24 protein-coding genes are annotated in these 26482 nt (G+C 30.9%); 11 read left to right on the top strand and 13 right to left on the bottom strand.

Translation table 11 applies throughout. The annotated features are described in order from the left end of the window. The 5 genes from ABNT61_RS07735 to ABNT61_RS07715 are packed head-to-tail and all read right to left on the bottom strand — an operon-like array spanning nucleotide 1 to nucleotide 4368. Entirely contained in the window at nucleotides 1-927 is a 927-nt protein-coding gene (locus ABNT61_RS07735) for a mevalonate kinase (RefSeq protein ID WP_348712439.1), read from the bottom strand. A gap of 47 nt (nucleotides 928-974) precedes the next feature. Further along, complete coding sequence (locus ABNT61_RS07730; protein WP_348712438.1) at nucleotides 975-1472, bottom strand: hypothetical protein; 498 nt, start codon at nucleotides 1470-1472, stop codon at nucleotides 975-977. Between the two features lie 21 nt (nucleotides 1473-1493). Beyond that, nucleotides 1494-2573: a diphosphomevalonate decarboxylase gene (locus ABNT61_RS07725; RefSeq protein ID WP_348745482.1), complete on the bottom strand. Its 1080-nt coding sequence runs from the start codon at nucleotides 2571-2573 to the stop codon at nucleotides 1494-1496. A gap of 33 nt (nucleotides 2574-2606) precedes the next feature. Beyond that, nucleotides 2607-3314 (bottom strand): LytTR family DNA-binding domain-containing protein, encoded by a 708-nt coding sequence (locus ABNT61_RS07720; protein ID WP_348745481.1) that lies wholly within the window; start codon nucleotides 3312-3314, stop codon nucleotides 2607-2609. After that, entirely contained in the window at nucleotides 3307-4368 is a 1062-nt protein-coding gene (locus ABNT61_RS07715; protein ID WP_348745480.1) for a sensor histidine kinase, read from the bottom strand. The genes ABNT61_RS07720 and ABNT61_RS07715 overlap by 8 nt, the downstream gene beginning before the upstream one ends. Nucleotides 4369-4567: 199 nt before the next feature. On the opposite strand from ABNT61_RS07715, the gene ABNT61_RS07710 reads away from it, so the two are divergent. The 3 genes from ABNT61_RS07710 to ABNT61_RS07700 all read left to right on the top strand — a co-directional run bounded on the left by ABNT61_RS07710 (nucleotide 4568) and on the right by ABNT61_RS07700 (nucleotide 6286). Beyond that, nucleotides 4568-4942, top strand: coding sequence for a MotA/TolQ/ExbB proton channel family protein (locus tag ABNT61_RS07710; protein WP_348745479.1), 375 nt, complete (start codon nucleotides 4568-4570; stop codon nucleotides 4940-4942). A 108-nt stretch (nucleotides 4943-5050) separates the two neighbouring features. After that, a complete protein-coding gene (locus ABNT61_RS07705) occupies nucleotides 5051-6001 on the top strand; it encodes a serine hydrolase domain-containing protein (protein WP_348745478.1) in 951 nt (316 codons plus the stop codon). Between the two features lie 48 nt (nucleotides 6002-6049). Then, nucleotides 6050-6286 (top strand): hypothetical protein, encoded by a 237-nt coding sequence (locus tag ABNT61_RS07700; protein ID WP_348745477.1) that lies wholly within the window; start codon nucleotides 6050-6052, stop codon nucleotides 6284-6286. 1 nt (nucleotide 6287) lies between these two features. Here the strand turns inward: ABNT61_RS07700 and ABNT61_RS07695 are convergent, their stop codons facing one another. Beyond that, on the bottom strand, nucleotides 6288-7055 hold the full coding sequence (locus ABNT61_RS07695; RefSeq protein ID WP_348745476.1) for a sterol desaturase family protein: 768 nt from the start codon (nucleotides 7053-7055) through the stop codon (nucleotides 6288-6290). Between the two features lie 133 nt (nucleotides 7056-7188). Between ABNT61_RS07695 and ABNT61_RS07690 the strand changes: the two genes are divergently transcribed. After that, nucleotides 7189-7806 (top strand): hypothetical protein, encoded by a 618-nt coding sequence (locus ABNT61_RS07690; RefSeq protein ID WP_348745475.1) that lies wholly within the window; start codon nucleotides 7189-7191, stop codon nucleotides 7804-7806. Between the two features lie 18 nt (nucleotides 7807-7824). Then, nucleotides 7825-8118, top strand: coding sequence for a hypothetical protein (locus ABNT61_RS07685; RefSeq protein WP_348745474.1), 294 nt, complete (start codon nucleotides 7825-7827; stop codon nucleotides 8116-8118). A 25-nt stretch (nucleotides 8119-8143) separates the two neighbouring features. Here the strand turns inward: ABNT61_RS07685 and ABNT61_RS07680 are convergent, their stop codons facing one another. Genes ABNT61_RS07680 through ABNT61_RS07670 form a run of 3 tightly spaced genes read right to left on the bottom strand, consistent with a single transcriptional unit; the run spans nucleotide 8144 to nucleotide 10952 of the window. Beyond that, nucleotides 8144-8800, bottom strand: coding sequence for a hypothetical protein (locus ABNT61_RS07680; protein WP_348745473.1), 657 nt, complete (start codon nucleotides 8798-8800; stop codon nucleotides 8144-8146). Nucleotides 8801-8814: 14 nt separating this feature from the next. Next, complete coding sequence (locus ABNT61_RS07675) at nucleotides 8815-10026, bottom strand: NAD(P)/FAD-dependent oxidoreductase (RefSeq protein ID WP_348745472.1); 1212 nt, start codon at nucleotides 10024-10026, stop codon at nucleotides 8815-8817. Next, nucleotides 10023-10952: a GYDIA family GHMP kinase gene (locus ABNT61_RS07670; protein WP_348745471.1), complete on the bottom strand. Its 930-nt coding sequence runs from the start codon at nucleotides 10950-10952 to the stop codon at nucleotides 10023-10025. The genes ABNT61_RS07675 and ABNT61_RS07670 overlap by 4 nt, the downstream gene beginning before the upstream one ends. 268 nt (nucleotides 10953-11220) lie before the next feature. Here ABNT61_RS07670 and ABNT61_RS07665 point away from each other — a divergent pair, with 268 nt between their 5' ends. Continuing rightward, nucleotides 11221-11403 (top strand): hypothetical protein, encoded by a 183-nt coding sequence (locus ABNT61_RS07665; RefSeq protein WP_348745470.1) that lies wholly within the window; start codon nucleotides 11221-11223, stop codon nucleotides 11401-11403. 140 nt (nucleotides 11404-11543) lie between these two features. Here ABNT61_RS07665 and ABNT61_RS07660 read toward each other — a convergent pair whose 3' ends face one another. Continuing rightward, nucleotides 11544-13277 carry a hydroxymethylglutaryl-CoA reductase, degradative gene (locus tag ABNT61_RS07660; protein WP_348745469.1) on the bottom strand — a complete coding sequence of 578 codons (1734 nt, stop codon included), beginning with the start codon at nucleotides 13275-13277 and terminating at the stop codon, nucleotides 11544-11546. 149 nt (nucleotides 13278-13426) lie between these two features. On the opposite strand from ABNT61_RS07660, the gene ABNT61_RS07655 reads away from it, so the two are divergent. The 4 genes from ABNT61_RS07655 to ABNT61_RS07640 all read left to right on the top strand — a co-directional run bounded on the left by ABNT61_RS07655 (nucleotide 13427) and on the right by ABNT61_RS07640 (nucleotide 19215). Then, complete coding sequence (locus ABNT61_RS07655; RefSeq protein WP_348745468.1) at nucleotides 13427-15604, top strand: S9 family peptidase; 2178 nt, start codon at nucleotides 13427-13429, stop codon at nucleotides 15602-15604. Between the two features lie 22 nt (nucleotides 15605-15626). Further along, nucleotides 15627-16988, top strand: coding sequence for a peptide MFS transporter (locus ABNT61_RS07650; RefSeq protein ID WP_348742526.1), 1362 nt, complete (start codon nucleotides 15627-15629; stop codon nucleotides 16986-16988). 43 nt (nucleotides 16989-17031) lie between these two features. Beyond that, nucleotides 17032-18606, top strand: a complete 1575-nt coding sequence (locus tag ABNT61_RS07645; protein WP_348745467.1) for a peptide MFS transporter — start codon at nucleotides 17032-17034, stop codon at nucleotides 18604-18606. A gap of 93 nt (nucleotides 18607-18699) precedes the next feature. Further along, a complete protein-coding gene (locus tag ABNT61_RS07640) occupies nucleotides 18700-19215 on the top strand; it encodes a thioredoxin family protein (protein ID WP_348723483.1) in 516 nt (171 codons plus the stop codon). A 5-nt stretch (nucleotides 19216-19220) separates the two neighbouring features. Here ABNT61_RS07640 and ABNT61_RS07635 read toward each other — a convergent pair whose 3' ends face one another. After that, complete coding sequence (locus ABNT61_RS07635) at nucleotides 19221-21242, bottom strand: ComEC/Rec2 family competence protein (protein ID WP_348745466.1); 2022 nt, start codon at nucleotides 21240-21242, stop codon at nucleotides 19221-19223. A 226-nt stretch (nucleotides 21243-21468) separates the two neighbouring features. Between ABNT61_RS07635 and ABNT61_RS07630 the strand changes: the two genes are divergently transcribed. After that, complete coding sequence (locus ABNT61_RS07630; protein ID WP_348745465.1) at nucleotides 21469-23187, top strand: polysaccharide lyase family 7 protein; 1719 nt, start codon at nucleotides 21469-21471, stop codon at nucleotides 23185-23187. An 83-nt stretch (nucleotides 23188-23270) separates the two neighbouring features. On the opposite strand, the gene ABNT61_RS07625 is transcribed toward ABNT61_RS07630, so the two are convergent. After that, nucleotides 23271-24356 carry an energy transducer TonB gene (locus ABNT61_RS07625; protein ID WP_348745464.1) on the bottom strand — a complete coding sequence of 362 codons (1086 nt, stop codon included), beginning with the start codon at nucleotides 24354-24356 and terminating at the stop codon, nucleotides 23271-23273. 199 nt (nucleotides 24357-24555) lie between these two features. Continuing rightward, the gene (gene lysS / locus ABNT61_RS07620; protein WP_348742532.1) at nucleotides 24556-26250 is read right to left on the bottom strand and encodes a lysine--tRNA ligase; all 1695 of its coding nucleotides are present in this window, start codon (nucleotides 26248-26250) and stop codon (nucleotides 24556-24558) included. Nucleotides 26251-26482: the final 232 nt, after the last annotated feature.

Genomic DNA, 26482 nt, shown 5'->3' with positions numbered 1-26482 from the left:
TTAAAATCTATATACAATTTCTAATTTGTAGTTTTTTAAACTTTGCTTGGCTTTTTCAAAATCTTCAGTGAATCCTAAAATATATCCACCACCACCAGAACCGCAAAGTTTTAAATAGTAGTCGTTAGTTTGGATTCCTTTTTCCCAAACTTTGTGAAAAGCATTCGGAATCATAGGTTTGAAATTAGCTAAAACAACTTTAGATAGTTTCTTTACATTTCCGAAAAGTGAAGAAACATTTCCTTTAAGGAAATCTTCAATACAAGCATCTGTGTAAGTGACAAACTCTTCGTTAAGCATTTTACGGAAACCTTCATTTTTCATTTTATTCATGAAAATGTTAACCATTGGTTCAGTTTCTCCAACTTGTTCAGAGTCTAATAAGAAAACAGCTCCTTTACCTTCTTTTTGAGAAGGAATTCCAGTTGCTTCGATGTTTTCTTTTGAATTGATAAGGATAGGTAAACTTAGATAAGAATTTAAAGGATCTAATCCTGAACTTTTTCCGTGGAAAAAAGATTCCATCATTGAAAAAATTTCTTTCAATTTGATCAGTTTATCTCTAGTTAAATTCTCTAAAACTGTGATTTTATCGTTTGCATATTTGTCGTAAATAGAAGCGACTAAAGCACCAGAACTACCAATTCCGTATCCTTGAGGAATAGATGAATCAAAATACATTCCTGAAGAAATGTCTTCTTTCAAGTTATCTAAATTAAAAGAAACTAAATTAATATCTAGTCCTTTCAAGTATTCATAAAATGAATTCAGATTTTGATTAGATTTTTTTGCTTCTCCAGTTAAATTCTGAGCCATTTTTAAAGCTCCTTTATATGAATTAAAAGGAATTGCTAAACCTTTAGAATCTTTTATGATTCCGTATTCACCAAAAAGTAAGATTTTGGCATAAAAAAGAGGTCCTTTCATCTATTTCTAAGTTTTACATACAAAGATAAGTATATTTTTATATATACTTAATATTCATTTTTATAAAAGGTTTTCCAAACACCAACCTTTTCGTTGTCTTTGTATTTTCCTTTTATTTTGATTTTTCCGTTTTTGTAGAAAGTTTTCCAAATTCCTTGTCGTTTTCCATTCTTGTAACGACCTTGTTCTTTTAGCTCACCAGACTCATAAAACACTTTTCGAACACCTTGAAGTTTTCCGTTTTTATAATTGGCTTTATGAAAAGGCTTGCCATTTTGATGATAGTAGGTAACTAGTCCGTCGAATTGTTCTTTGTTAGGTTCGTTTACCGAACTGAAACCTTCCATTTGAATTTGACCATTTTTATAGTAGTCAACAATCCAATATCCGCTTTTTACTTTTTTTGGCTGTGGTCTGTAGTAAACACTTTTATCTTCAGAAGTTTCTTGCCAATTTTCATCAAACCAAACTGTTTTTTGGCCATAACTAGATAAAACAATAAACCCTATGAAGAAAAAGGTTAAAAATTGAGTAACTTTTTTCATATGTAAGGGGAGTTATAAAGATTATATATTTTTTGCACCTAAACCGGTACTATCACAAATATAATGATTTTTTTGGCAAAAACCTTTTAACTTGCTGTCTATTAGGTTTTTAATTTTATCTTTCTCGTTTTCAGGATATAACATGTGTACATTAGCTCCAGCATCAAGAGTAAAACATACATTGCTGTTTGTTTCCTCGCGATATTTCCATATTTCATTAATAATGTTTAAAGTGTTGGGTTTCATTAAAATGAAATAAGGATTACTTGTAAGCATCATCGCATGTAGAGTTAATGCTTCACTTTCAACTAAATTTATAAACTCCTTAATGTCTCCAGCTTGTAAAATTTTGGAAAGCTTACTTAGGTTGTCGTTTGCTTGTTTAAAACGATTTTCTGCATACGGATGATTATGCATTAAATTGTGTCCAACTGTACTCGAAACTTGTTTCTCTCCTTTATCTACTAACAAAATAGTGTCTTGATAATTTTGAAAAACTTTATGCACATGATAAGGGAATCTTACTCCGAATAAATCAGAGCTACCTTCGATTTCTGGGTGTTCTCCCCAAACTACAAGAGGACCTTCAATACTTCTGCTTGCGCTTCCAGAACCAAGCCTAGCCAAGAATGACGCTTTTTGATTGAAATAATCATCGGACATATCTGGGTTAAGTTCTTTTTCTAAGTTTAGTAAGCACATTGCAATAGCGCTCATTCCACTAGCAGAAGATGCAATTCCACTACTGTGTGGAAAAGAATTCTCTGAGCTTATAACCATTTTATATTCGAATATGTAAGAACAATATTCTTTAATTCGATCAAAAAATTTAGAAATTTTAGGTTTAAAATCATCCTTCTTTTTACCTTCAAAATACAGTTCGAATTGAGGATTGTTACTTTTTTTGATTTTAGTAAACTCGATTTTTGTAGTAGTATGACAATTATTTAAAGTAAAACTAATAGAAGCATTCTTAGGTAATTGAGGTTCACTTTTTCCCCAGTATTTTACTAATGCGATATTACTTGGAGTTTGCCAAGTGTAAGTTGCTTTTTCTATGTTTTTTGTGTTTCCTTTAAAAGTAAAGTCCGTAGTATTCAAAATTTCAAATTTTTTGTAAAGATATAGCTTAGCTTACATTTCAGCTAATTTTTGAAGTACACTTTCTTTGAAGCTTCTGCTAATAGGCAATGCTTTGTTAGAAACTTCAATAAATTCATTAGTGTAAGAGTGAATTTTTTGAATTGAAATGATATATGATCTATGAATTCTTAGAAATAATTTCTCAGGTAATTTATTTGAAATATTGGTAATTGTTTCTCTTGTAATTAAAACTTGATCGGATAAATGGATTTTTAAATAATCACTTAAGCTTTCTACGTATGTTATATCGTGATAAAAAACTTTAATCATTTTCCTTTCAGAACGAACGAATATAAAATCATTATGTAAGTCAGAGTTCGATACAGCAGTTTTGATTTTATTCGGTGACGGGATTTTTTCTATGGCTTGTAAAAACCGGTCAAAAGCAATTGGTTTCAGTAAATAATCGATGACATTCAAATCAAAACCGTCAATTGCGTAATCTCGGTAAGCAGTGGTAAAAATGATATGTGCTTTTTTATTGATGATTTTAGCTAAACTCAATCCGTTGATTTCGGGCATATTTATATCTAAAAAGTAAACATCAACATTGTCTTTGTCTGAAAAATTAAGGGTTTCAACGGCATTTTGAAAACTACCTATTAATTCCAAATTAGGTGTTTTATGAATAAAACTTTCAATAATTTCTCTAGCAATTGGTTCATCGTCTACTACAACACATTTAAATTTATTACTCATTTTTAATAGGAATTTTTAGATAGACTTTAAACTGATTTTGATCTTCAGAAATTAAAAGTTTATAGTTGTTATTAAAAAGCATTTGTAATCTTTCTTTTATGTTGGTTAGTCCAATCCCACCATTTTTTACTTGATTTGATTTCATTGAATTTTGACACTCAAAAATTAAGTTTTCAGTATCTAAAACAATATTTAATTGTATGGATAGAATACCGTTTATTTGAATTCCATGTTTAAAGGCATTTTCCACAAAAGGTAAGAGTAGCATTGGAGGAATCAAAATATCTTTGCGATTATTGTCGTAATTGAAATCAATCATCAAGTTATCTTGAAACCGAATTTTCTCTAAGGAAATATAATTTTTAATGTGTTGTATTTCATCTTCTAAAAGTACATTTGGTTTATTTACTTGGTATAAAATATAGTCGAGTAAACCTGATAATTTCAATATAACTTCTGGAGTTTTATCTGATTTTTTTAAAGCAAATCCATAAAGCGTGTTTAGCGTATTAAACAAGAAATGAGGGTGTATTTGCATTTTTAAATACTTTAACTCCTGTTCTTTAAGTTGTAGTTGGGTTGCTAAAAATTTATTCTTTAAATCTTCACTTTTTAGTGTGGATTTATAATTATTAATTATGAGTCCAATTGCTATTATTATTACAATGATAAAATAAATACCAAATACTATATATGGTACAGTTTTAGTAAGAGGTGATGGCTCATCGTTTGTAAATTGATGTGAAAATACCATTCCATATAAAATGGATAAAATGATAAAGAAGAATGAAATGATAAATGTATATGTCGAATAAAGTAAAAAAAGTAAGTATTTTTTTGAATAAAGATATTTAGGTAATAAAAAGTATAAAAAAAAGTAGCCTAATCCTATTGTTACGGGTAAAAGAAATTTCGCAAAATGATTTATGTAATCGGTATTACTACTACCATATCCTAAATAAAAAGTAAAGAAAAAATATACTCCAATCCAAAATGATGAGTGAGCTATAATTTTAAAAACAAGTTTTACTAAAAACCTTTGAGTTTTATTCATCTCTGCAATATCATCTTTTTAAAATTAAAAATAAAATTGTTGCGATAGAATGCAAAAATAGAATGGTTTTCGACAGTTTGTCAAAAAACAGTTAAAAATCGGTAGAAATTAATGATAGATTTGTAGAGCATCGAATTAAGTAAAATAGAGTTCGCTCTTAGGATACTTTTGGGTCATATTAACTTTAAAAATTATAACTATGAATTTTTTAATTATCGGTGAAGTTTCAAAAAGAATGCAAGAGGGTGGTCCAGTTTTTATGTATCCTATTTTGATTTTGTTTTTTGTTTGTATTGGAATTGGGGTGCTTATGTTTATGGGGAAAGATGAGAAAGGTAAACTTAGTGAAATTTTAAGCCATTTAAGTTTATTTGCCTTAGTATGGGGGTTTTTCGGAATGATGATTGGATTAATTGAGGCATTCGATATGATAGCTATAGCTACTAGCGTTAGTACTTCTGTTTTGGCTGGTGGACTGAAAATTGGATTACTGTCCCCAACATTTGGAATGTTTGTGTTTTTAGTGGGGAGATTTATTTTGATAGCTTTAGCTATAAAGAATAGAAATAAATAATTACATATGAACCTTAGTAGAATTCTAAGGTTTCTATTTCTATTTGTTTTATTTAGTTTTTTTGCAAGTTGCTCAAAAAAGCAAACATTAGATGAACTTCTGTTAGAAATGGAAACCAATAAGGAAGCCATGGGAACAATCTCCATCTTTAAACAAGGAGCAGAGATTTATAATTCCTCTTTCGGTTATAAGAAAATGGAAAGTAAGGAAAGGGCAAACGAGAATACTCGATATTGGATTGGTTCGATCTCAAAAACGTATACAGCTACAATTATTCTTCAATTAATAGATGAAGGAAAAATATCATTCAATAGAAAGTTAGGTGAGTTTTTCCCTGGAATTGTAAATGCAAAGGAAATAACAATTAAAGATTTGTTGCTTCATAGATCTGGTTTACATAATGTAACAAATGATCCTTCATTTGAAGTTTGGATTGCTGAGCCTAGAAGTAGAAAAGAAATGATTGCTAGGATAAAGAAATTTAAGCCAGTTTTTAAACCGAACAAAATGACTGAGTATTCAAATACCAATTATGTTTTATTGTCCTACATAGCAGAGAAAATTGAAGACAAATCCTTTGAAGAAATTTTAGAACGCCGAATTTTCAAAAGGCTTAATTTAAAAAGAACTTCATTTAATGATACACTAAATCTTGCTAATAATGAAGCGATGGATTATTTTCCTGAAAACGGAGATTGGTCTCCAATAACCTATCAAACGAATTTAACTGGAACTATGGGAGCGGGAGGAATTATTTCTACCGCAAGAGAGGTTAATATATTCTACAATGATTTGTTTAGTGGAGAATTTCTTTCAGACCAAACATTAAAAACAATGACAACTCCAGTTGGAGACGATTTAGGAATGGGAATAGCTGTTAGTACTATGAAAGGATCAGATATATATGGGCATACCGGCAGAATTGATGGTTTTAGATCTATGGCTGCCTATTTTCCTGAGGAAAAGTTATCAATAGCGTTAACCTTTAATTGTGGGAAAGGTTCTATGGTAAAGAAAATGAAACGAGTCTTAAATGCGTATCGTTATACCTTTAAGTAGATGTTAGAAAAATACTCAATTCAAAAATGAATTGGGTATTTTTGTGTTATGGAAAGAAGGATTAAATTAATCTGGGACTTTAAAGGTCCTGATGCACTAGAAACTGCAAAACACCATTGCATTCACTTAAAAGAATTTTCTCAACTAGAGAATTTAAGTTATCATGAGGTTGATCATAATCAATTAAATGAAATGTATACCATTGCTTTCATTACTGTAGATGAATCTAATATGAAAATTTTTAGAGATGCTTTAAAACCACATCGTGGTGAGTTGGCTGACTAAATTAATTTTCTGAAGCCGTAGTTTTTTCAAAGGTAGTATCGTAATCTTCTCTGATTGTTCCCATTATTCTATCCCAAAAAAGAAAGTATAATCCGTAATTTCCATTGAATCTCTTATGATGTAAATTATGGGATACCGATGTGTTTATCCATTTACCTACAATAGTTTTGTGAAATCCTTTTGGGTACAGTTCAAATCCTAAATGTCCGTAGACATTATAAATGATTTGAAATAGAAAGAAGAATCCAAAAGCTGAAATATGCACTGGTAAGGAGAAGGCTATAATAGGAGCAATTAAAGCTTCAAGAAATCCTTCTAGTGGATGAAAAGCATACGCTGTCCAAGGTGATGGGTTTGTTGATTTATGATGAATTAAATGCACTTTTCTATACAGTTTTGGGTGATGCATCATTCGGTGCATCCAATAAAAATAAGTATCGTGTATAAATAACATCCAAATCCAGCTGAACACGTAGTAACCAATACTGTATTTGTTGAAATCAAAATAAATGTTAGTATAAGATATTAAGTAAAAAAAGATAATTAAAGATACTGTAGCAAAGATTGAAATAGAAATCAATGAATATCCTATATCTCTTTGGTAATCTTTAAGTTTAGGAAGTTTCTTCTGTATTTTTCGAAACCAAAATTGTTTTTTAAAAAGAATGTAAAACAATAAAAAAGCAATACTTGCAGTTAGTAAATATCTACTAAGAATAACAAAGCCTCCATTTAACCAGTAGTCTAAAAAATTATCACTTTTAATCATGTATTAAAAGTAAGGTTAATTAAATTTTTTTCAAAATTCTACGTTAGGAAGATAGTTAATGTATGTTCTACATCTTTGTAGAAGATTAGTTTTAAAATTAAATTATTGTATTTTGTACTTTATATCGTAGTGTATGTTCTATAAATTAACATTGTTTCTTATCTTTAGTTGCCTAACTAATTATGCTCAGCATGATTTTTCTACTTACGGTGCACATAAATCATTAGTAAGGTCAATTCAAGTTTCTGAGGATGTTATTGAAGGTAGAACAGCTTTCTTCGAAAAACAAGCAGATGAAAAACCGTTGATGTTTCAAAAAACAAGAGTTCGATTAGGAGAATTAAATCGACTAGCGAATAACTTATCTAAGTTCATTATTAAAACACAGAAAGAAGTAAATTCTGAAAGAGTTTTATACGATTTACTTGATGAGGATTTCTACAAGAAAATTTTATTTAAACATAACGGAAGCTTAACGAAAAAAGGAAAGCGCTTAAAAATTAAAATTGATAGTTTGTACAATATTTCTGTTCAAGTAAATGTGCATCGATTATCACAATTAGAGAATTTTTCTCAAGATCATTTTAAAACAAATGGCGAGTATTATGATCATGATGGTAATCAAATCTCATATTTTGAACAACTATTTTACGATAAATCAAACTACGGTATTATGATGTCGATGAACTATTTGTTGTTAGATGTCAAGACCTTTCAATTATTGTACTATGGAACAATAATGAGTTACTAATTTTAAAACCAAACAAACATGTTTTTAATTAATTTACAAGCAGAACCTAAAAAAGGTTCAGAGTATTATGAAAAAGTAGTTGGTGCTTTTGTAAGTGTTTATATTGATTATCTAGACGCTGAAGGAGCGATTCAATTAGCTACGTATTATACAGAAGAAGAAGGATGGAAAGTTAATAATGTTGATGATGAGTTCTTTGAAATTGAAGATGAAAAAGAATTAGACAAAGAAAACCGTGAATTTTACGACGAGGCAAAAGAATACGGTTATACAATGGTATTTAATTGTTATGAATCTGACGAAGAAGAATAGTATTATAACATTTGCTTAGATGTGTTTATTCATAGCCTTTACCTATTAATAAGATTTCTGAAATATCAGTCCAATAAAAGACGACAACCTTACTTTCTTCAGTGTTAGCGGTATTTGCTGAGGAATCGTTTATGAAACTTATGAACTGACTTACAATGCTTCCTATATTAAAACTGTACCAAGTTGCTCCAGAAGGAGATGTTACACCATATCCTCGGTAAGGGTTTTTTAAAGTTTTGTGTCCCATTCTTCTTAGGTCAGCAATAAAAAACCTTATTGTATTTTTTAAATGCTCTAATTGAATGTGGTTCGACATTTTTTGAGAGTCAGGAAAATTGGGTTCTTTTAAATCGTTCCATTTCTCATTAAACGGAACTGATTCTGAAAAGAATGAATTCTTAAATATTTTTATAAGTAAAGCTCCTGTAACTTTATGATTACTATGTAATTCAACTTGGAATAATAATTGTCTAAAATATTCTTCTGATGAGTTCGTGTATTCACCTATATGAGGAATTGTTTCGTATAATCGTGTTAGAAAATCACTAAAGGTCATTTCCTGTTTCTGTTGAATTGTACTGACTTCAGTTGTGTGTTGTTTCTTTTTTTGTGCCGAACAAAAGTTAGTAAATAAAAATACAGTGATAAAAGAGAAGAGTAATTTAAATGTTTGTAATGCCATTATGATATAGTTCTTTAATCTTCGGCTAGTGCATTGGCACAAATCCAGCCACCAGTCCATGCGTTTTGAAAGTTGAATCCTCCGGTTACTGCATCAATATTTAAAATTTCTCCTACAAAGAATAAGTTCTTGTGGAGTTTACTTTCAAAACGTTTAAAGTTTATTTCCTTCAAATCAATTCCACCAGCGGTTACAAATTCTTCTTTAAAAGTAGATTTTCCATCTGCATTAAAAGTTGCCTTTGTAATTTGTTGCGCAAGTGCAGTGATTTGATTTTTATTTAGATCTGCCCAGTTTTGTTGTAGTCTAATTTTACTAGCTACAATTAATCTTTCCCATAAACGTCTTGGTATTTCCTGAAAAGGAGATTTTAAACCTATTTGTTTTCGAGCATTTACTTTTTTAAGTTCAGTAAGTTCTTCTAAAATTTCGTCTTCAGATTTCGAAAGCCAATTTACAGTTACGGTGTATTTGTAATTTTTATCAGCTAAGATTCTCGCTCCAAATGCAGAAAGTTTAAGAACGGCAGGGCCACTCATTCCCCAGTGCGTAATCAAAAGTGGACCGTAATTTTCTAGTTTCGTTCCGTTTATTTTTACCGTTGCATTTGGCACAGAAACTCCACCTAAATCTGTAATACGATCATCTTTTATATTAAAGGTAAACAGTGAAGGAACAGTAGGGATAATTGAGTGATTTAATTCTTTTGAAATGTCCCAGATCTTTTTACTACTACCTGCGGCGATTACTAATTTATCGGCGATGAATTCTTCTTCTTTAGTTTTTATTACCCATTTATCTTCTTCCTGATAAAAAGTTGTAACACCTTTACTAGTAAGAACTTTAATGTTTAGTCTATTAATCTCTTTTTGAAAACAATCAATAATAGCTTGTGAAGTATTTGCTTCAGGGAAAACTCTATTATCTCCTTCAATTTTTAAAGGAACACCTTTGTTTTCGAACCATTCAAAAGTATCACTTGTCATAAACTGGTGAAATGGACCTAATAATTCTTTTTGTCCTCTAGGATAAAACTTCGTGAGTTCTTTAGGTTCAAAACAAGCATGAGTTACATTACATCTTCCACCACCAGATATTTTTACTTTTTGTAATACATCTTTTCCTTTTTCAAGAATGGTAATATCCAAATTCGGATTTAACTCTTTTGCATTTATAGCAGTGAAAAATCCAGCTGCACCACCACCAATAATAATCACTTTGCTCATAAAACCATCTCTTTGTAAGGAATTACAGTTGAATATCCTTTTGTATTAAAATAATCTACCGATTCATTATTTCCTGTAGCAAGCACAAAATCGCCACCCCAAGCACCTAAACTTTTAATCTCTCCAGAATAATCAGAAAATAATCTGTCTCTTACTTTTGGTAATTCAACAATTGAAGAAATTATATTTTCATGTTCCAAGATGAGCTGTTCAAAATCTGATAAATTATTCACAGTACTCATATTCTTAGAGATTTCAGAAATCAATTGAATTTCTTTATCAATATGTTGTTTTTTCTCTCGGTATCTTTTAATTCCTTCTCTACTATTTTGTTTCTGATTCAAATACACAAAAAACAAATCATCTGTAAAAGTAGGAGAGAAGTTGACTTCAGTAATACTTGGTTTTTTATTCTGTAATTCATAAAAAATAGCTGAGTCGTTTTGAGCACAGGCAATATCATATCCACTTCCAGAAAATGCATTCCATAGTAAGTCAAAAGCATTTACGTTTGCCCAAGAAGCAATGTTGTTTATTAATGTTGATGAACTTCCTAATCCCCAATTCTGTGGAAAGGTTAAGTTAGTTTTTACAATAAAACCTTTTTCTGTTTGTAAGAAATCAGGATTTAATTTTCTTGCTTCTTGAAGTATGTTTTGTAGTGTTTCGGCTACAGTTTCAGAACTTCCTTCTTTGTCGGAATTGAATGTAGCTGAGGTTAATCTTAATTTTGGTAAGCTAAACTGAGCTTCAAACCAACAAACACCTTCGTTGGTAAAACTTCCCCAAACTAAAATAGGTTCTTTAATAGATTCTATAACTAAATCTTGTCCATATTTTGTGGGAACCGCTAATGAAGTTGCTCCATCTAAAACAACATATTCTCCTGTAAGTAATAATTTTCCGTTGCTATAATGTTTTTTCAAAATGAATTATCTGCTGGCTTAGGTTGGCAAAATTAAAAAATTAAAATAGTTATTTCGTCTAATGATTTATTTCTTATTGATAACTTAAGTCAATACTCTACTAATCATTAGTAAATAAAGTTGAAAGGTTTAAAAGAGTGGCTGAATTATTCTTGGACTCAACTTATACTTTTTAGGTATTAACATTTTTGGATGTAAAGGAACATAAGTATGAATACTAGTAAATAATGTGTTCAAATTCATATTTATTAATTAAAAACAAAGAATTATGTTAACAAACATTTTGAATTTAGAAAACGTAACAGAAATGTCTAAAAACCAGCAAAAGAAAATTAGTGGAGGTTTTATAATTATAGGAGGAGGAACACCACAGTCTGATTTAAATTTAGACTGTGCAAAAGAACCAGAAAATATTTGTTGCGTCCAACCGGATGCTTGCGAACACCAATAGATCAATGAAAATTTAGAAAGTAATTTTTATATTTTCTTTGAATTATATTATAACCTCTGAATAATCATCAGAGGTTTTTTATAACGTAAACTTCAAACGTTGAAGATAATCTGTGATAAAAGGAAAAAAAGAGAGCAGGTTTAAATTAAGTTAAATTGTTTAAAGTGATGCGTAAAATGCTTTACTTGAAACTTCTTCCAGTATTCAAAATCTAATTCTCCAAAGAAAGGATGTGTTACTTTTCTAGATTTATCCTTTTCAAAAACCTCAAAAAATAGGTTTACTTGAGAGATTAAATCATCAATTGCTTCATCAATGGAATTGAATTTTAAAGGAACAGGATTTTCAGATAAGAATGAAGCTTTAAATCCAACTTGAATTTCATTATCAGTATTCAAAAACGGCTTTCTTCGAGCAGCTTTTTCATCTTCCACAAAAATATCTACATTCCAATTTCCATTAGGTATTTGAGTTACTGCACTTAAATGTTCTATCATTTGTTGTGCATTCATATTTCCGAATGAAGGTTTAGAGTCACTATTTAACTTTTGTAGTTGAGATCTCACTTCATCTTCATTTGAAAAATCCACCCAATGTATACTAGGTTTTCTTAATGCATTTAGTTTTTCAACAACAGCACTATGTGAAACGGTTCTGTTTTCAAAATAAGTAACCACCTGATCTTTCTCAGTAGCAGTAGCATTATGTTGATTTAAGATATTCATCAAATGCATTTTCATATGTCCGTGCTGAATCCCTTTTGTAGTTAAAGCTCTTAACGCCGCAAAGTTTTGTGCCAATCCAGCAGCAGCAATAATTTGCATTAAAGTTCTCGCAGAAGGCTTTTGCATCATATCTAATGATAGCTTGGCCATCGGATGTAAAGCAGTTAAACCACCAACTGTTCCTAATGCTAATGGAATTTCAATCCAGAACCTAAAAATACCATCCTTCACTTCACAATGCGTCAAACTAGAGTATTCTCCATTTCGAGCTGCATATGCATGAGCTCCAGATTCGATTGCTCTAAAATCATTTCCAGTAGCCAAAACAACAGCGTCAATTCCATTCATAATACCTTTATTATGAGTAACTGCTCTATAAGGTTCTATTTCAGCAATTTTAACAGCTTGTTCAAATTTATAAGCAAACTTTTCAGGGTTTTCTCCGCCCAAATCTTCTATAGGACAACTAACTTCTGCCTGAACTATGCATTCTGGAACATAGTTGGAAAGAATACTCATAATCACTTCGATTTCTTCATTTTGAAATCTTTTTGCAATTGCTTCTAAACAAGAATTAATGAAATTAGCTCCCATGCTATCTTTCGTTTCGAAAGTTACATGAAGCTGATAGTAATCAGATAATTTATCAGTTTTATCTACCAATTCAATATCTAATATTCCACCACCACGTTTCTCCATATTTTTGGTGATAGAAGCTGTAGCGGCATATAATTCTGTTTTATTAGCTTGAAAGTATTTCTCTAAATCAGATTTATCTCCAGCATAAATAAAATGAACTTGTCCTATTTTTGTAGTCGATATTACTCTAGTTTTAAAACCACCTCTGGTACTCCAGTATTTTGCAACTTTAGAAGCTGCGGCTACTACAGAACTTTCTTCAACAACCATAGGAACAACATATTCCCTTCCGTTAATAACAAAGTTAGGAGCAATACCGTAAGGCATGTAAAAGTTTGAAATAGTGTTTTCTATGAAATCATCATGAAGTTGTTGTAATTTTTCATCAACATTCCAATATTGTTTTATGGTTTGAATGATTTCAGGTTGGCTATTAAAATAGTTCTCAGCTAACCAATCAATTTTCTCTTCTTTACTTAGTTTTGAAAAACCAGAAATTATCTTCGACATTCATCTTGTTTTAAAGAACAACAAAGATAAATCTTTCAACTAAAAGAGGTTTAGTTATTGTAGTTTTCTGTTAAATTGCTGTAAAGTTTATTATTTTTTCGTAAACTTGGCAGTCGTTTTATCAAATTATCAAATAAATCTTTTTTTTGATGGGAAAATCACGCTTATTAGCAATCTTAGTAGTATTGTTCATAGGAAACAGTATTACAATTACTTCACAAGGAAACAAGGAAATAACTTTAGAAGAAATTTGGTCTGGTGCTTTTAGAGCCGATCGAATGAATGCATTAAACTCCATGAATGGAGATTTTTATTCAGTTTTAAATTTTAATAGAGAAACTAGAAGTACAGCTGTTGAAAAGTTCAGTTATGCGACTCAACAAAAAGTTGAGACAATAGTAGATAGCAAAGATTTATATGATCTATCTTATTTTACTTCTTATTCTTTTAATAACGATGAAACGAAATTGTTATTAGGAACTGATTTTAAACAAGTATATCGTCATTCACAAAAAGGTACATATTATGTGTATGATGTGAAGACAAAAGAATTAACACTTTTAGGAAAAGAAATTCAAGAACCTACTTTTTCACCTGATAGTAAAAAAGTAGCTTATGCTAAAGAGAACAATCTTTATGTAAGAAACTTAGAAGAGAATAGAGAGATTAAAGTAACCAATGACGGAAAGTTCAATTCCATTATTAATGGTACTACAGATTGGGTTTATGAAGAGGAATTCGCTTTTGTAAAAGCCTTCGATTGGAGTGCTGATAGTAATTATGTTGCTTTTTTACGTTTTGATGAAAGTGAAGTTGCTCAGTTTTCTATGAATGTAACGGGAGGAGAATTATATCCTTCGATGAATACATTTAAATATCCAAAAGCTGGAGAGAAGAATGCTAAGGTAACTTTAAACCTATTTACAGTTAGTGATAAGAGTGTAAAGAAAATTGAACTTTCAGACTACGAATACATTCCAAGAATTCAATGGACGAAAGAACCTACAGTTTTATCTGTAACTACATTAAATCGTCATCAGAATGATTTAAACTTATATTTCTACGATGCAAAAACAAATGCAGCGAAAGTTATATTAAATGAAAAAGATTCGGCATATGTAGATGTTCAAGATAACTTAACGTTCTTAGATGATAATAGTTTTATTTGGACTAGTGAGAAAGATGGATATAATCATATTTATCACTATGATAAAACGGGTACTTTAAAGAATCAAGTTACGAAAGGAAACTGGGAAGTAACTAACTATTACGGATTTGATACAACTTCAAAGAAAGTATTCTATCAGTCAGTAGAAAACGGATCTATCAATAGAGGAGTTTATAGTGTAGGAATTGATGGTACAGGTAAGAAATTGTTAACTCCGAAAACTGGACAAAGCAATGCTTCATTCAGCAAAAACATGAAGTATTTTATCAATACACATTCTTCTGCAACTCAAGTTCCAACATATACATTATATGATGGAGAGGGAAAGAAGATTAAAACCTTAAAGGATAATTTAGAGCTTCAGGTAAAAATGAGATCTTATAAAATGAGTAAGAAGGAATTCTTTACCTATAAGATTAATGGAAATGATTTAAATATGTGGGTAATTAAACCAGCAGATTTTGATCCAAATAAAAAATATCCATTATTAATGTTCCAATACTCTGGTCCTGGATCTCAACAAGTTTCGAACCGTTGGAACTCTAGTAATGATTATTGGCATCAAATGTTAGCACAAAAAGGTATAGTTATTGCGTGTGTTGACGGAAGAGGAACTGGATTAAAAGGAAGAGATTTTAAGAAGGTTACTCAGAAAGAATTAGGTAAATATGAAGTAGAAGATCAAATAGCAGCTGCTAAGTTTTTCTCAACTGAACCATATATCGATGCTAATAAAATTGGAATTTGGGGATGGTCTTACGGAGGATTTATGAGTACGAATTGTATCTTAAAAGGAAACGACGTCTTCTCTATGGCAATTGCTGTAGCTCCAGTTACTTCTTGGAGATTTTATGATACTGTGTATACTGAGCGTTATATGACGACGCCTCAAGAAAATGCATCTGGATATGATGAAAATTCACCAATTACTCATGCAGATAAATTAAAAGGAAAGTATTTATTAGTTCACGGTTCTGGAGATGATAATGTTCATGTTCAAAATACAATGAGAATGGTAAACGCTTTAGTAGAGAATAACAAACAATTCGACTTATTTATCTATCCAGACAGAGCTCATGGAATTTATAAAGGAAAAAATACAAGATTGCATTTATTTACAAAGCTAACCAACTTTGTACTTAACAATCTGAAAAACTAGTAAAAACTAAAACTTACAATTAATGAGAGATTCAGTAACTAAACAAAAGGAAATTTTAGGGCATCCAGTCGGTTTGTTTGTCTTGTTTTTTACGGAAATGTGGGAGCGTTTTTCGTATTATGGAATGAGAGCAATATTAGTATTGTATTTAGTAGCAAAAACTACTGGAGATAATGCAGGTTTAGGATGGACTAATCAAGAAGCATTAGCATTATATGGGTGGTATACCATGTTAGTTTATGTTGCTTCAATTCCTGGAGGTTGGATTGCTGATAAAATTTTAGGTCAGAAGAAGTCTGTATTATATGGAGGGATTCTTCTTGTTGCGGGTCATAGTGTTTTAGCAATTGAGCAAATGTGGGCGTTTTATTCAGGTTTAGGTTTAATTATTGCCGGAGTTGGAATGTTAAAACCAAATATTTCAACTATGGTTGGAGGATTGTATAAGCAAGGAGATATTCGACGTGATAAAGGGTTTACAATTTTCTACATCGGTATCAATGTAGGAGCTTTTTTATCAGCATTAATTGTTGGTTATGTTGGTGAAACATACGGATGGCATTATGGATTTGGATTAGCTGGTATTGGAATGGCTTTAGGGTTAATTCAATATGTTGCTGGTCAAAAGCATTTAAAAGGAGTTGGTGATTTCTTAGGAACTTCAGAGAATGAAGAAGACAAAGAATTAATGAAGAAGCCATTGACAAAAATTGAAAAAGATAGAATTGTAGTTTTATTAATTTCATTCTTATTAGTAATTATATTCTGGGGAGCTTTTGAACAAGCAGGAGGTTTAATGAATATTTATGCGAAGGAGAAAACAAATAGAATGTTAATGGGATGGGAAGTGCCAGCATCTTGGTTCCAGTCTTTAAATGCAATGTTTATTATTTTCTTAGGTACTGCTGTTGCAGCATATTGGGCCAATAGAAAAATAAAAGGTCAAGTCTCAACTTCATTGTTTAAAATGATAATCGGTCTTGTAATTATGGGATCTGGATTTTTCTTTATGTCTGCAGCTGCAGGTGAGTATGATAGTTCAGGATCATCAGCAATGTTCTGGTTAGTATTAGCTTACTTATTCCATACTGTAGGAGAGTTATGTATTTCTCCAGTGGCATTATCATATATCACAAAACTAGCGCCTGTAAAATATGCTTCTATAATGATGGGAGTTTATTTTGCTATGACTGGTTTTGGAAATAAACTAGCAGGATTGTTAGGTGAATCTGCATCGAAGTTTGGAGAGTTTACAATTTTTACCGGAATTGCAATCTTTTGTGTTGTTTTTGGCTTATTGGTTTTATTATTCAGAAAGAAATTAGAAGCTTTAACTCATGGAGCAGAGGATAATGAAAGAGATTTAAAAAATGAAGAAGCTTAGTAATAATTACTAATAACATATAATCAACAAATAACTATAATATATGAATAAAGATATCGATAATCTATTTAAAGATACAGTATTAGGGCATCCAGCAGGATTATTTGTACTTTTCTTTACAGAAATGTGGGAACGTTTTTCGTATTACGGAATGCGTGCGCTTTTTGTTTTATTTTTAATTAGTTCTGTAACAGACGGAGGATTCGGATGGGCAAAGGCAGATGCGCTTTCACTTTATGGAACGTACACCATGGGTGTATACTTAACACCTGTATTTGGTGGTTTAATCGCTGATAAATTATTAGGTTACCGATGGGCCGTTATTATTGGAGCTTTAATTATGACTTTAGGTCATGCTGCGATGGCTGTAGAAACACCTTTATTTTTTTATATTGGGATTGGATGTTTAATGTTAGGTAACGGATTATTTAAGCCGAACATGACATCAATTATTTCTTACATGTATAAAAACCATGAAGAGAAAAAGGATGGAGCCTATTCTATTTTCTATATGGGGGTAAATGCAGGAGCATTCTTAGGAATTATGCTATGTGGATACATTGGAGAAAATTATTCTTGGTCTTGGGGATTTGGTTTAGCTGGAATTTTCATGTTTATTGGAATGTTACAGTTTTATTTTACTCAAAATATTTTTGGTGATATAGGATTACCTCCAAGTAAACTTAAGGAGTTAAATTTAGAGGCAATTGGTAAAGATGGTGATCAAGATTTTGTGGAGAAACCACAAGAAGAAGAGGTTTCTCAAAAAGTGGTAATTGATAGGTTAATTGCTGTTGGTGTATTCTGTATTTTTACGGTATTCTTTTGGGCTGCTTTTGAGCAAGCTGGAGGTTCCATGACGATTTTTGCAGAAGAATATACACAAAGAAACTTATCAGGAATTTACGGTACTGTTTTTAAATATGTAGATGCACTTCTTACTATTTTACCGTTAGGAATTATTACATATGTATTATATCTTTTATTTAAAAAGACGTTTGCAAAATTTGCAATTGGTAATATTATCCTTTCAATAAGTTTTATTGTCATCTGGGGTATTGTAGGGTGGAAAGTTAGTGTTGATTTTTCAAAAGAGAGTGTAGAAGTACCTGCAACATGGTTCGGAATTTTAAATTCGCTATTTATTATTACACTAGCACCATTCTTTTCAAAATGGTGGGAGAGCAAGTATAATCTTTCAGGAACTATGAAATATGGTTTAGGATTACTTTTACTTGGTTTAGGATTTGGATTCCTAGCAATGGGTTCTCAAGGAATTGTTGCTGGTGAACCAATAGTTAAGGTAAGCATGTTCTGGTTAATCGCAGCTTATTTGTTCCATACTATGGGAGAATTATGTATTTCACCAGTGAGTTTATCATATATCAGTAAGTTAGTTCCAGCAAAATGGATTGGATTAATGTTCGGAGTTTACTATTTATTTATTGCAATGGGTAATAAATTAGCAGGAACAGTTGGTAGTTATATTGAAGAAATCGAAAAAGCATATTCGATTTCTGGATTCTTCTTAATTTTTACGGCAATTCCAATTGTTGCTGGATTAATTATCGCAGGAATGAGTCCATTAATGAAGAAATTAATGCACGGAGTAAAGTAGTAACTTTTACTTTAAGAATATATTACAACCTGTCAAAGTCAAATTTGACAGGTTTTTTTGTAAATTTGGAATACTTATTGAGACATACAAATTATGAGAAATATTTTTTTAGTAGCTGTTTTTGTTATTTCGGCGTTTACAGCAAATGCACAGGAAGTTAATTGGGTGTCATTTGAAGAGGCATTAGAATTAAATAAAAAGAACCCTAAACCTATTATGGTTGATCTATATACAGATTGGTGTGGATGGTGTAAACGTATGGATGCTACGACGTATAAGAATGAGGTAATAGTTAAGTTTATTAACGATAATTATTACGCTGTAAAAATGGACGGTGAAGGGAAAAAAGATATTACTTTTAAAGGAAGAACGTTTAAGTTTGTTCAAAACGGAAGAAGTAAGTATCACGAGTTAGCTGCTGCTATTCTAAATGGTAAAATGAGTTATCCGTCTACTGCTTTCTTTAATCAAGAGGAGCAATTAATTCAATCTGTTCCTGGGTATCAAGCAAAGGAGAAATTCGAGAAGATCTTAGCTTATTTTAGCGGAGAAGCTTATAAGAATACACCTTGGAAAGATTTTGAGAAGAATTTTAAAAGTGCTCTGTAGTATTTTTAATACCTTATAATATACGCGCCATTTTGCTTAGTTGAGTGAAATGGCGTTTTTCGTTTTTTACAGGTATGTTTCCATTGTTCAATATAACTTTTATAGTTTGAGCCATCTGCTATGATCTTTTGAGGCTGTAAGGTCTGAATCAATCGATTTAAATTAAGTTTAGGAGAGTACTGAAGAAGGATAATTGAGTTTTTGGGAAATGCTTTTGGATGTATTCCTAAACTATCAATTACTAGAACTAACTTATCTTTTATTTCAATTATATTTTTCGAAGAGTTGACATTTGAAGAATCAATGTTTTCATTTAAAGTGTAGTTAACTAAACTTGTGACCTTCATAATTTCACTATGAGTTTTTGTATGATACACTTCTAAAGTATTCCTTGTTCTGTTACCAATAATGGATTCGTTATTCTTATGAAATATAATAAACTCTCTTTTGGAGTTGTATCTGTTTTTATCAACTATGTATAATGTTTGAATACAAATAATGAAAGAGAGTGGGAAGAGTAAAGTTTTAACTGATTTATTTCGAATAAATTGAAAGAGGAATATTATAATGAGATAATACAAAATAACTTCAGGAAAAGAAATGCTGATTTCTTTTAGGATAAAGTTTTCTTGAGATGATATCCAACTAACTACTGAATTCATAAGGTGAATTATATTCTCGTAGAAATAAATTAAGAATTGAGGTAAAGATTTTAGCAAGGCAAGAATAACGATAAGAATTCCAAAGAGTAATATCATTCCTAAGCATGGAACTATGATTAAATTAGAAAGTAGGAATAAGCTAGGGAATTGGTGAAAATAATATAAGCTTAGAGGAAGAACTCCAATTTGAGCTGTTATGGAAACTGTAGTGAGTTGCCAGATTTTATCGACAATGCTATATTTTGGAGTATAAATAGTATAAAGTAGAGGTTGAAGTTTTACAATACTCAAAACAGCAATATAACTTAATTGAAATCCCACATCAAATAAAAAGGTAGGCTTACAAAGTAAAAGTAAGAGCATTGAGGAAATTAATGCATTTTCTATGGGTTGTTTTTGGTTTAGATATTTACCTAAAACTATAAAAGAAAACATTGTGGTTGCTCGCACAACAGAAGCTGATAATCCTGTAAGAATAGCAAATAACCATAGCGTTAGGATTAGAAGAATAAATCGTAATGATTTTCCATGCTTTATAAAGAGTAATGGATAAGATAAGTAGTTTAGTAATAGAACAAGAATACCCACGTGCAAACCAGAAATCGCTAAAATATGAATGGCTCCGGCATGCGAGTAGTCGGTTAATAATTTTTTGGAAACAACTTTTCGTTCACCTAAAAGAAGAGAGTTAATAATACCGAATACATTATGCGAAAAATAAGGTTGCAGTGAAAGCTGAATGTCTTTTTTGAGTTTTGCTATTGTAGCGAGCAAAGAGTGAGTTTCGGTTTTAATTACTCTATATGTTTTAGTATTAAGAAATAATTGATATTCTATTCCCTTCAGGCTCATGTATCTCTTATAATTAAAATCATACGGATTTTTAGGAGGTTGTATTTCAATAAGCTCACTTATTGTATAAAGTCTATTACCAACACCTAAATTTTGATGAGATGAATCTTTAGAGATATTTATGAGGACTTTTCCTAGTGTTTTTTGATTATCAATAGATATAACAGAACCTATGAAACGGTAGTTATAGGAATTAGCTTTTAATTCCTCTTTTAGTTCTAAAATTAGTTTTGAATTGGGTTCTATATAATTAGTAAAAGAGGTAGTATAGTTGTTTTTGTTTGAAATATATAATGATGATATACCAACCAGTGTATAGGTAAAACTGGAGATCAAAATGAAAATCCATTTTCTTTTTAATCTGTGAAAAATAAATAGACAAATAAGTAGTATGGATAATAAAGAGTAAAGTTTATAAAATCCAAACTTCCAAATGATAAAATAATGCTGTGCAAAAATCCCTATTATTACACATACAAGAATATGTAAGGGTAAATACCTTAATTCCTTCATAGCTTTTACCAGGTAAAATAAAGTAGCAAAGAAGTAGTTGTTCTTAACTATTTATTGATGTTTTCTTTCTTTAATCTACTACTGAATTGTCATGTTTTTATTTCTTGATGCAATTTTTTAAAGCTTTTGTAATTTTTATCTTAAAATTTTGTAAATTGGTAAACCAGTTTGGATAACCAAATTGGTTTACCAAATAAACCTAATATTAACTTAACAAAAACTAATCATGAAAAACAGATGTATTAAGTCGATTTCATTTTTTCATTTCTTTGTCGTTATCAACTTAATTTTAAATGTGTCATGCTCTAAAGAGTTAGAAAATTTAGAGGATGTTACCCCTGAACAAGAAATTAATTTTGTGATATCACAAAGAGTGTTACATGCTAATGAAATTAGCGTTACGGCCAACGGAGATGATGGGAATAAACCCATAAATACTTTAGACGGAGATTTAAACACCAGATGGTCTTCCAAAGGAAGAACAGGTAAGTATATCACTTACGACTTAGGTGAAACTAGAAAGGTTGATGAAATTAAAATTGCTTGGTTCAAAGGAAATGAACGTGTTTCTTATTTTCAAGTAGCAATTGGAAATTCAACTTCATCTTTTCAAACTGTATTGAATCGAAAAACTACGGGTTCATCAGGAAGTACTGTAAATCTTGAGAAATATGAACTTCCAGATACGGAAGGAAGGTATGTACGCATTAGAGGTTTTGGAAATAGCTCTAATGATTGGAATAGTATAACTGAAGTTCAAATCATAACTACTGAGCAAGTACCACCACCTTCAGGAAATGTAGTAGCTGTACCTGCAAAAATCGAAGCAGAAAATTATACAAATCAACAAGGAACAAGAACTGAGAATACTTCAGATACGGGAGGAGGAATTAACGTAGGATATATTGATGCTGGTGATTATTTAGAATACGAAATTGATGTTCCAGAAACTAAAGATTATAATTTCGAATTTAGAGTAGCTTCTTTAAATAAAACTATTCGTTTTGATGTTTTAAGTAACGGAAATACTTTAAGTAGTATTAGTAAAGAACCTACTTTTGGATGGCAAAATTGGATTACTACAAAAAAAACAATTCGATTAAATCAAGGAAGACAAACCTTAAAATTATTAGCAACTGACGGAGGTTGGAATATCAATTGGTTAGAAGTTAAAGAAGCAATTTCAAATCCAAATCCAGGAAATAGTGGAACACCTGCAGGAGTTTTGGGAGGATTAGTAAATTGGAAATTAAATGGATATTCAGGAAACTTCAATCTAGGAGCAAGTAATAATGGATTAACTTATGTAGATAAAACCCCTAATCTCCAATCTTTCAGTAATCCTAATTGGTTTTATACGGATGGAACTTGGACTTTCTTTAAGGCATATACAGGTAATCCAACTTCCAGTGGTTCAGGAAATCCACGCTCAGAATTAAGAGAGTTAACTGCTAATGGAAACGATAATATCTATTGGGATGGAACCACAAGTAAAGAACATCGAATGATTTGGAAAGTGAGAGTCGATCATTTACCACAATCAGGTAAAGTATGTTTCGGACAAATTCATGATAAAACAGATACGTTTGATGATGTTATTAGAGTACAATGTCAAGGAGATCCTTATCAAAGCTCAGGAGATATTAAATTGAGAATTAATGGTTATGTAACTGAAGTGTTAGAAGGTGGAGGAAAAACAGTTGGAACCATAACTTTAGGAGAAGAGTTGTATTATGAACTTACATACCAAAATAGCATTGTAAAATTATATGAATTGAACGCTAGTGGAAATAGAGTGAAAACAATTTATACTTCTAAGGCTGCACCAGCAAAAGAAAATTATTTTAAAGCAGGATGTTATCTGCAATCTGTAAAAGGGAAGAAAGCAACTGGATCAAATGATTTTGGTTTAGTTGGGATTAAAGAATTAAAAGTATTCCATTAATATTTTTGTAAATAAAAAGAAGAACGTATTGAGAAATCAATAGTTCTTCTTTTAATTTACACTTGTAAGGGTCATCAAAGTATCTAGTTTAACTTGAAACTAATTGGGAATTGATATTTTGTATGAACAGGAATGTCATCTTTCGTCGCAGGTTTGAATTTCGGAAGCTTTTTAATTAATTGCTCTGCAGCAACTTCTAAAATTCTAGCATTGTCTGGACCTTTAGTTCTGATGTTTACAATCCTTCCTTTGTTACTTATGATAAAGCTAATATTTACGATTCCTTCTATATCTGCATTAATTGCGTCTATTGGATAAGCGAAATTATCTTGAACGTGTTTCTGTAATTCACCAATAAAACAGTCGGAGCTACTATCTCCATTCTTAGCACATTCTTCAAATTGAGGAACGTTTTTTAATTCTTCAAAGGTGTAGTATTTGTCCTTATCAATTTCATTAACTTTCTTCGGTCTGATATTAGTTCTTTTAACACCTGGGATTTTAAATTTAATCTGTTGTGTATATTGAACGTTCATAGGTTTTCCAAGATGTTTTCCTGGAATAAACTTTGGTAATTTTCTAATAATACGTTCAACTTCTGCTTTTAATAATTCTCCTTGATACGGATAAAGAATATTGTTAATTACGGCATTTCCTTCCTTGTTAATAACAAAGTTGACCATAACTCTACCTTGTACTCCTTTTTTGTAGGCTTTTTTAGGATAATTAAAGTGAACTTGAATGTGATGAGACATTTGTTTTCTAAAACACTGTTCTTGGTTTAAAAACGGAGTATCTTCACACTTATCAAATAAAGGGATTTGATCTACTTCATGAAAAGAGATAATTCCATTTTTGCTATCCTCTTTTAAAGATAAGTCGGTAATAAAGTTGGTCTTTTTCTTTACTTCAGAAACGGTTTGTTGATATCCACTCGAAACGGCATTTGTTGCCATATTTCTTTTTCTCTTTACTCGTTTTCTTGTAGATACTTCAAAAGAAACCTTTTTAGTATTCTTTTTATCATCTTTTTCAACAGTACATTTTGTAATGCTGTTTAAATCAAGAACAGGTTCGTTAGTTGGAGTTTCACAGGTTTCTGCTTGTTGAGCATGTGCACCAAAAGACAATGCAATTAATGCGATAGGGATTATAAATTTAGTTTTCAAAACTATATTGTATTAGGGGGTTGGGGCGGCAAATGTAAACTATTTTTTGATTGCCTAATGTTAAGTTTTTAGAATTAATGATTACTTAAAGAACCGATTATTGAACATAATATAACCTTAATATTAAATTCTAATCACAAAAAAACAACCAGACCTAATGGCATGGTTGTTTTCTTATTTTATGCTAAATAAAGCTGATTTATACGATCTCAACAAATAAACCGTCATCAGTTTTAGAAACTTTTGCTAGATTATTTTTAGTTAATCCTTTAATTGTTTTATCCCATTTCTTATTGCTTAAACCAGACTGTGATTTTAATTCACTTAATTCTAATTTTTCTGCTTTCTCTAGTAAAGCCAATACCGCTTTTTCATCATCATTTAATTCCACAGAAGGAGCTTTACGTTCAGGCTTCATTTGTGGGAAGAATAAAACTTCTTGAATAGAAGGATTGTTAGTTAAATACATGATTAAACGATCCATTCCAATTCCTAACCCAGAAGTAGGAGGCATTCCATATTCTAACGCACGTAAAAAGTCTTGATCGATAAACATTGCTTCGTCATCTCCACGATCAGCTAATTTTAACTGAGCTTCAAATCTTTCACGCTGATCAATAGGGTCGTTTAATTCAGAATATGCATTTGCAATTTCTTTTCCACAAACCATTAATTCAAAACGCTCTGTTAATTCTGGGTTGTCTCTATGTTCTTTACATAATGGAGACATTTCCTTTGGGTAATCTGTAATAAAAGTTGGTTGAATATAATTTCCTTCACATTTCTCTCCGAAAATCTCATCAATTAACTTTCCTTTTCCCATAGTTTTATCAACTTCTATTCCCATACCTTTGGCAGCTTCGAATAATTCTTCTTCAGATTTACCGTTGATATCGAAACCAGTAAAATGCTTAATAGAATCTGCCATGGTAACTCTAGCGTAAGGAGCTTTAAAATCTACTTCGTGTTCACCAAATGTAGCTTTTGTAGTTCCGTTTACAGCAATAGCACAATGCTCTAATAACTTTTCTGTGAACTCCATCATCCAGTTGTAATCTTTATAAGCAACGTAAATTTCCATTGCTGTAAATTCCGGATTATGAGTTCTGTCCATTCCTTCGTTACGGAAGTTTTTAGAGAATTCATAAACACCATCAAAACCACCAACGATTAATCTTTTCAAATAAAGCTCATTAGCAATTCTCATATATAATGGAATATCTAAAGAGTTATGGTGTGTGATAAATGGTCTTGCTGCCGCTCCACCTGGAATAGGTTGTAAAATTGGAGTTTCTACTTCAAAATATCCTGCATCATTAAAAAACTGACGCATTGCGTTAAATAACTTTGTTCTCTTAACGAAAACTTCTTTTACATGTGGATTTACCGCTAAATCTGCATAACGTTGTCTGTAACGCATTTCAGGATCTGTAAATCCATCATAAGTATTTCCTTCGGCGTCAACCTTAGGTAATGGAAGAGGTTTTAAAGATTTACTTAATAAAGTAAAATTCTTAACCATTACAGTTGATTCTCCTACTTGTGTTTTAAAAAGTTCACCTTCAATTCCTACAAAATCTCCAATGTCTAATAATTTCTTATACACTTCATTGTAAAGAGTTTTGTCTTCTCCTGTACAAATTTCATCACGATTAAAGTATACCTGAATTCTTCCTTCGCTGTCTTGTAGCTCAGCGAAAGAGGCTTTACCTTGTATACGTCTCGACATTAAACGTCCTGCAATAATCACCTTTTTTCCCTCTTCAAATTTTTCCTTAATCTGTTTCGAGTTCGAATCTAACGGATATAAATTTGCTGGATAAGGATTGATTCCAAGCTCACGTAATTTCGCAAGCTTTTCTCTACGTACAATTTCTTGTTCTGATAATTGCATTACTATTATTGTTTAAGTGATTTAAATTAAAGGCGCAAAGATACAATCAATTGAAGAATAAACCAATCTTCTTTATTTCTGATGATTTAAAAAAAATAAACTTTTTTTTTGAAGGTAATTAAAAAGTTTATATATTTGCAGGCTGTTTAATTTTAAAAACAGCATTTAGTTGTGTTGTGAGGCGAGGAATCGCCTAGGTTTTGTTAACCAATGGAAAGCTTCCCTGAAATGG

It is taken from the genome of Tenacibaculum sp. 190524A05c (assembly GCF_964036595.1).
Lineage (GTDB): Bacteria > Bacteroidota > Bacteroidia > Flavobacteriales > Flavobacteriaceae > Polaribacter > Polaribacter platacis.
The sequence above is the reverse complement of the archived record's forward strand: the minus strand, read 5'-3'. Positions and strand labels throughout refer to the sequence as shown.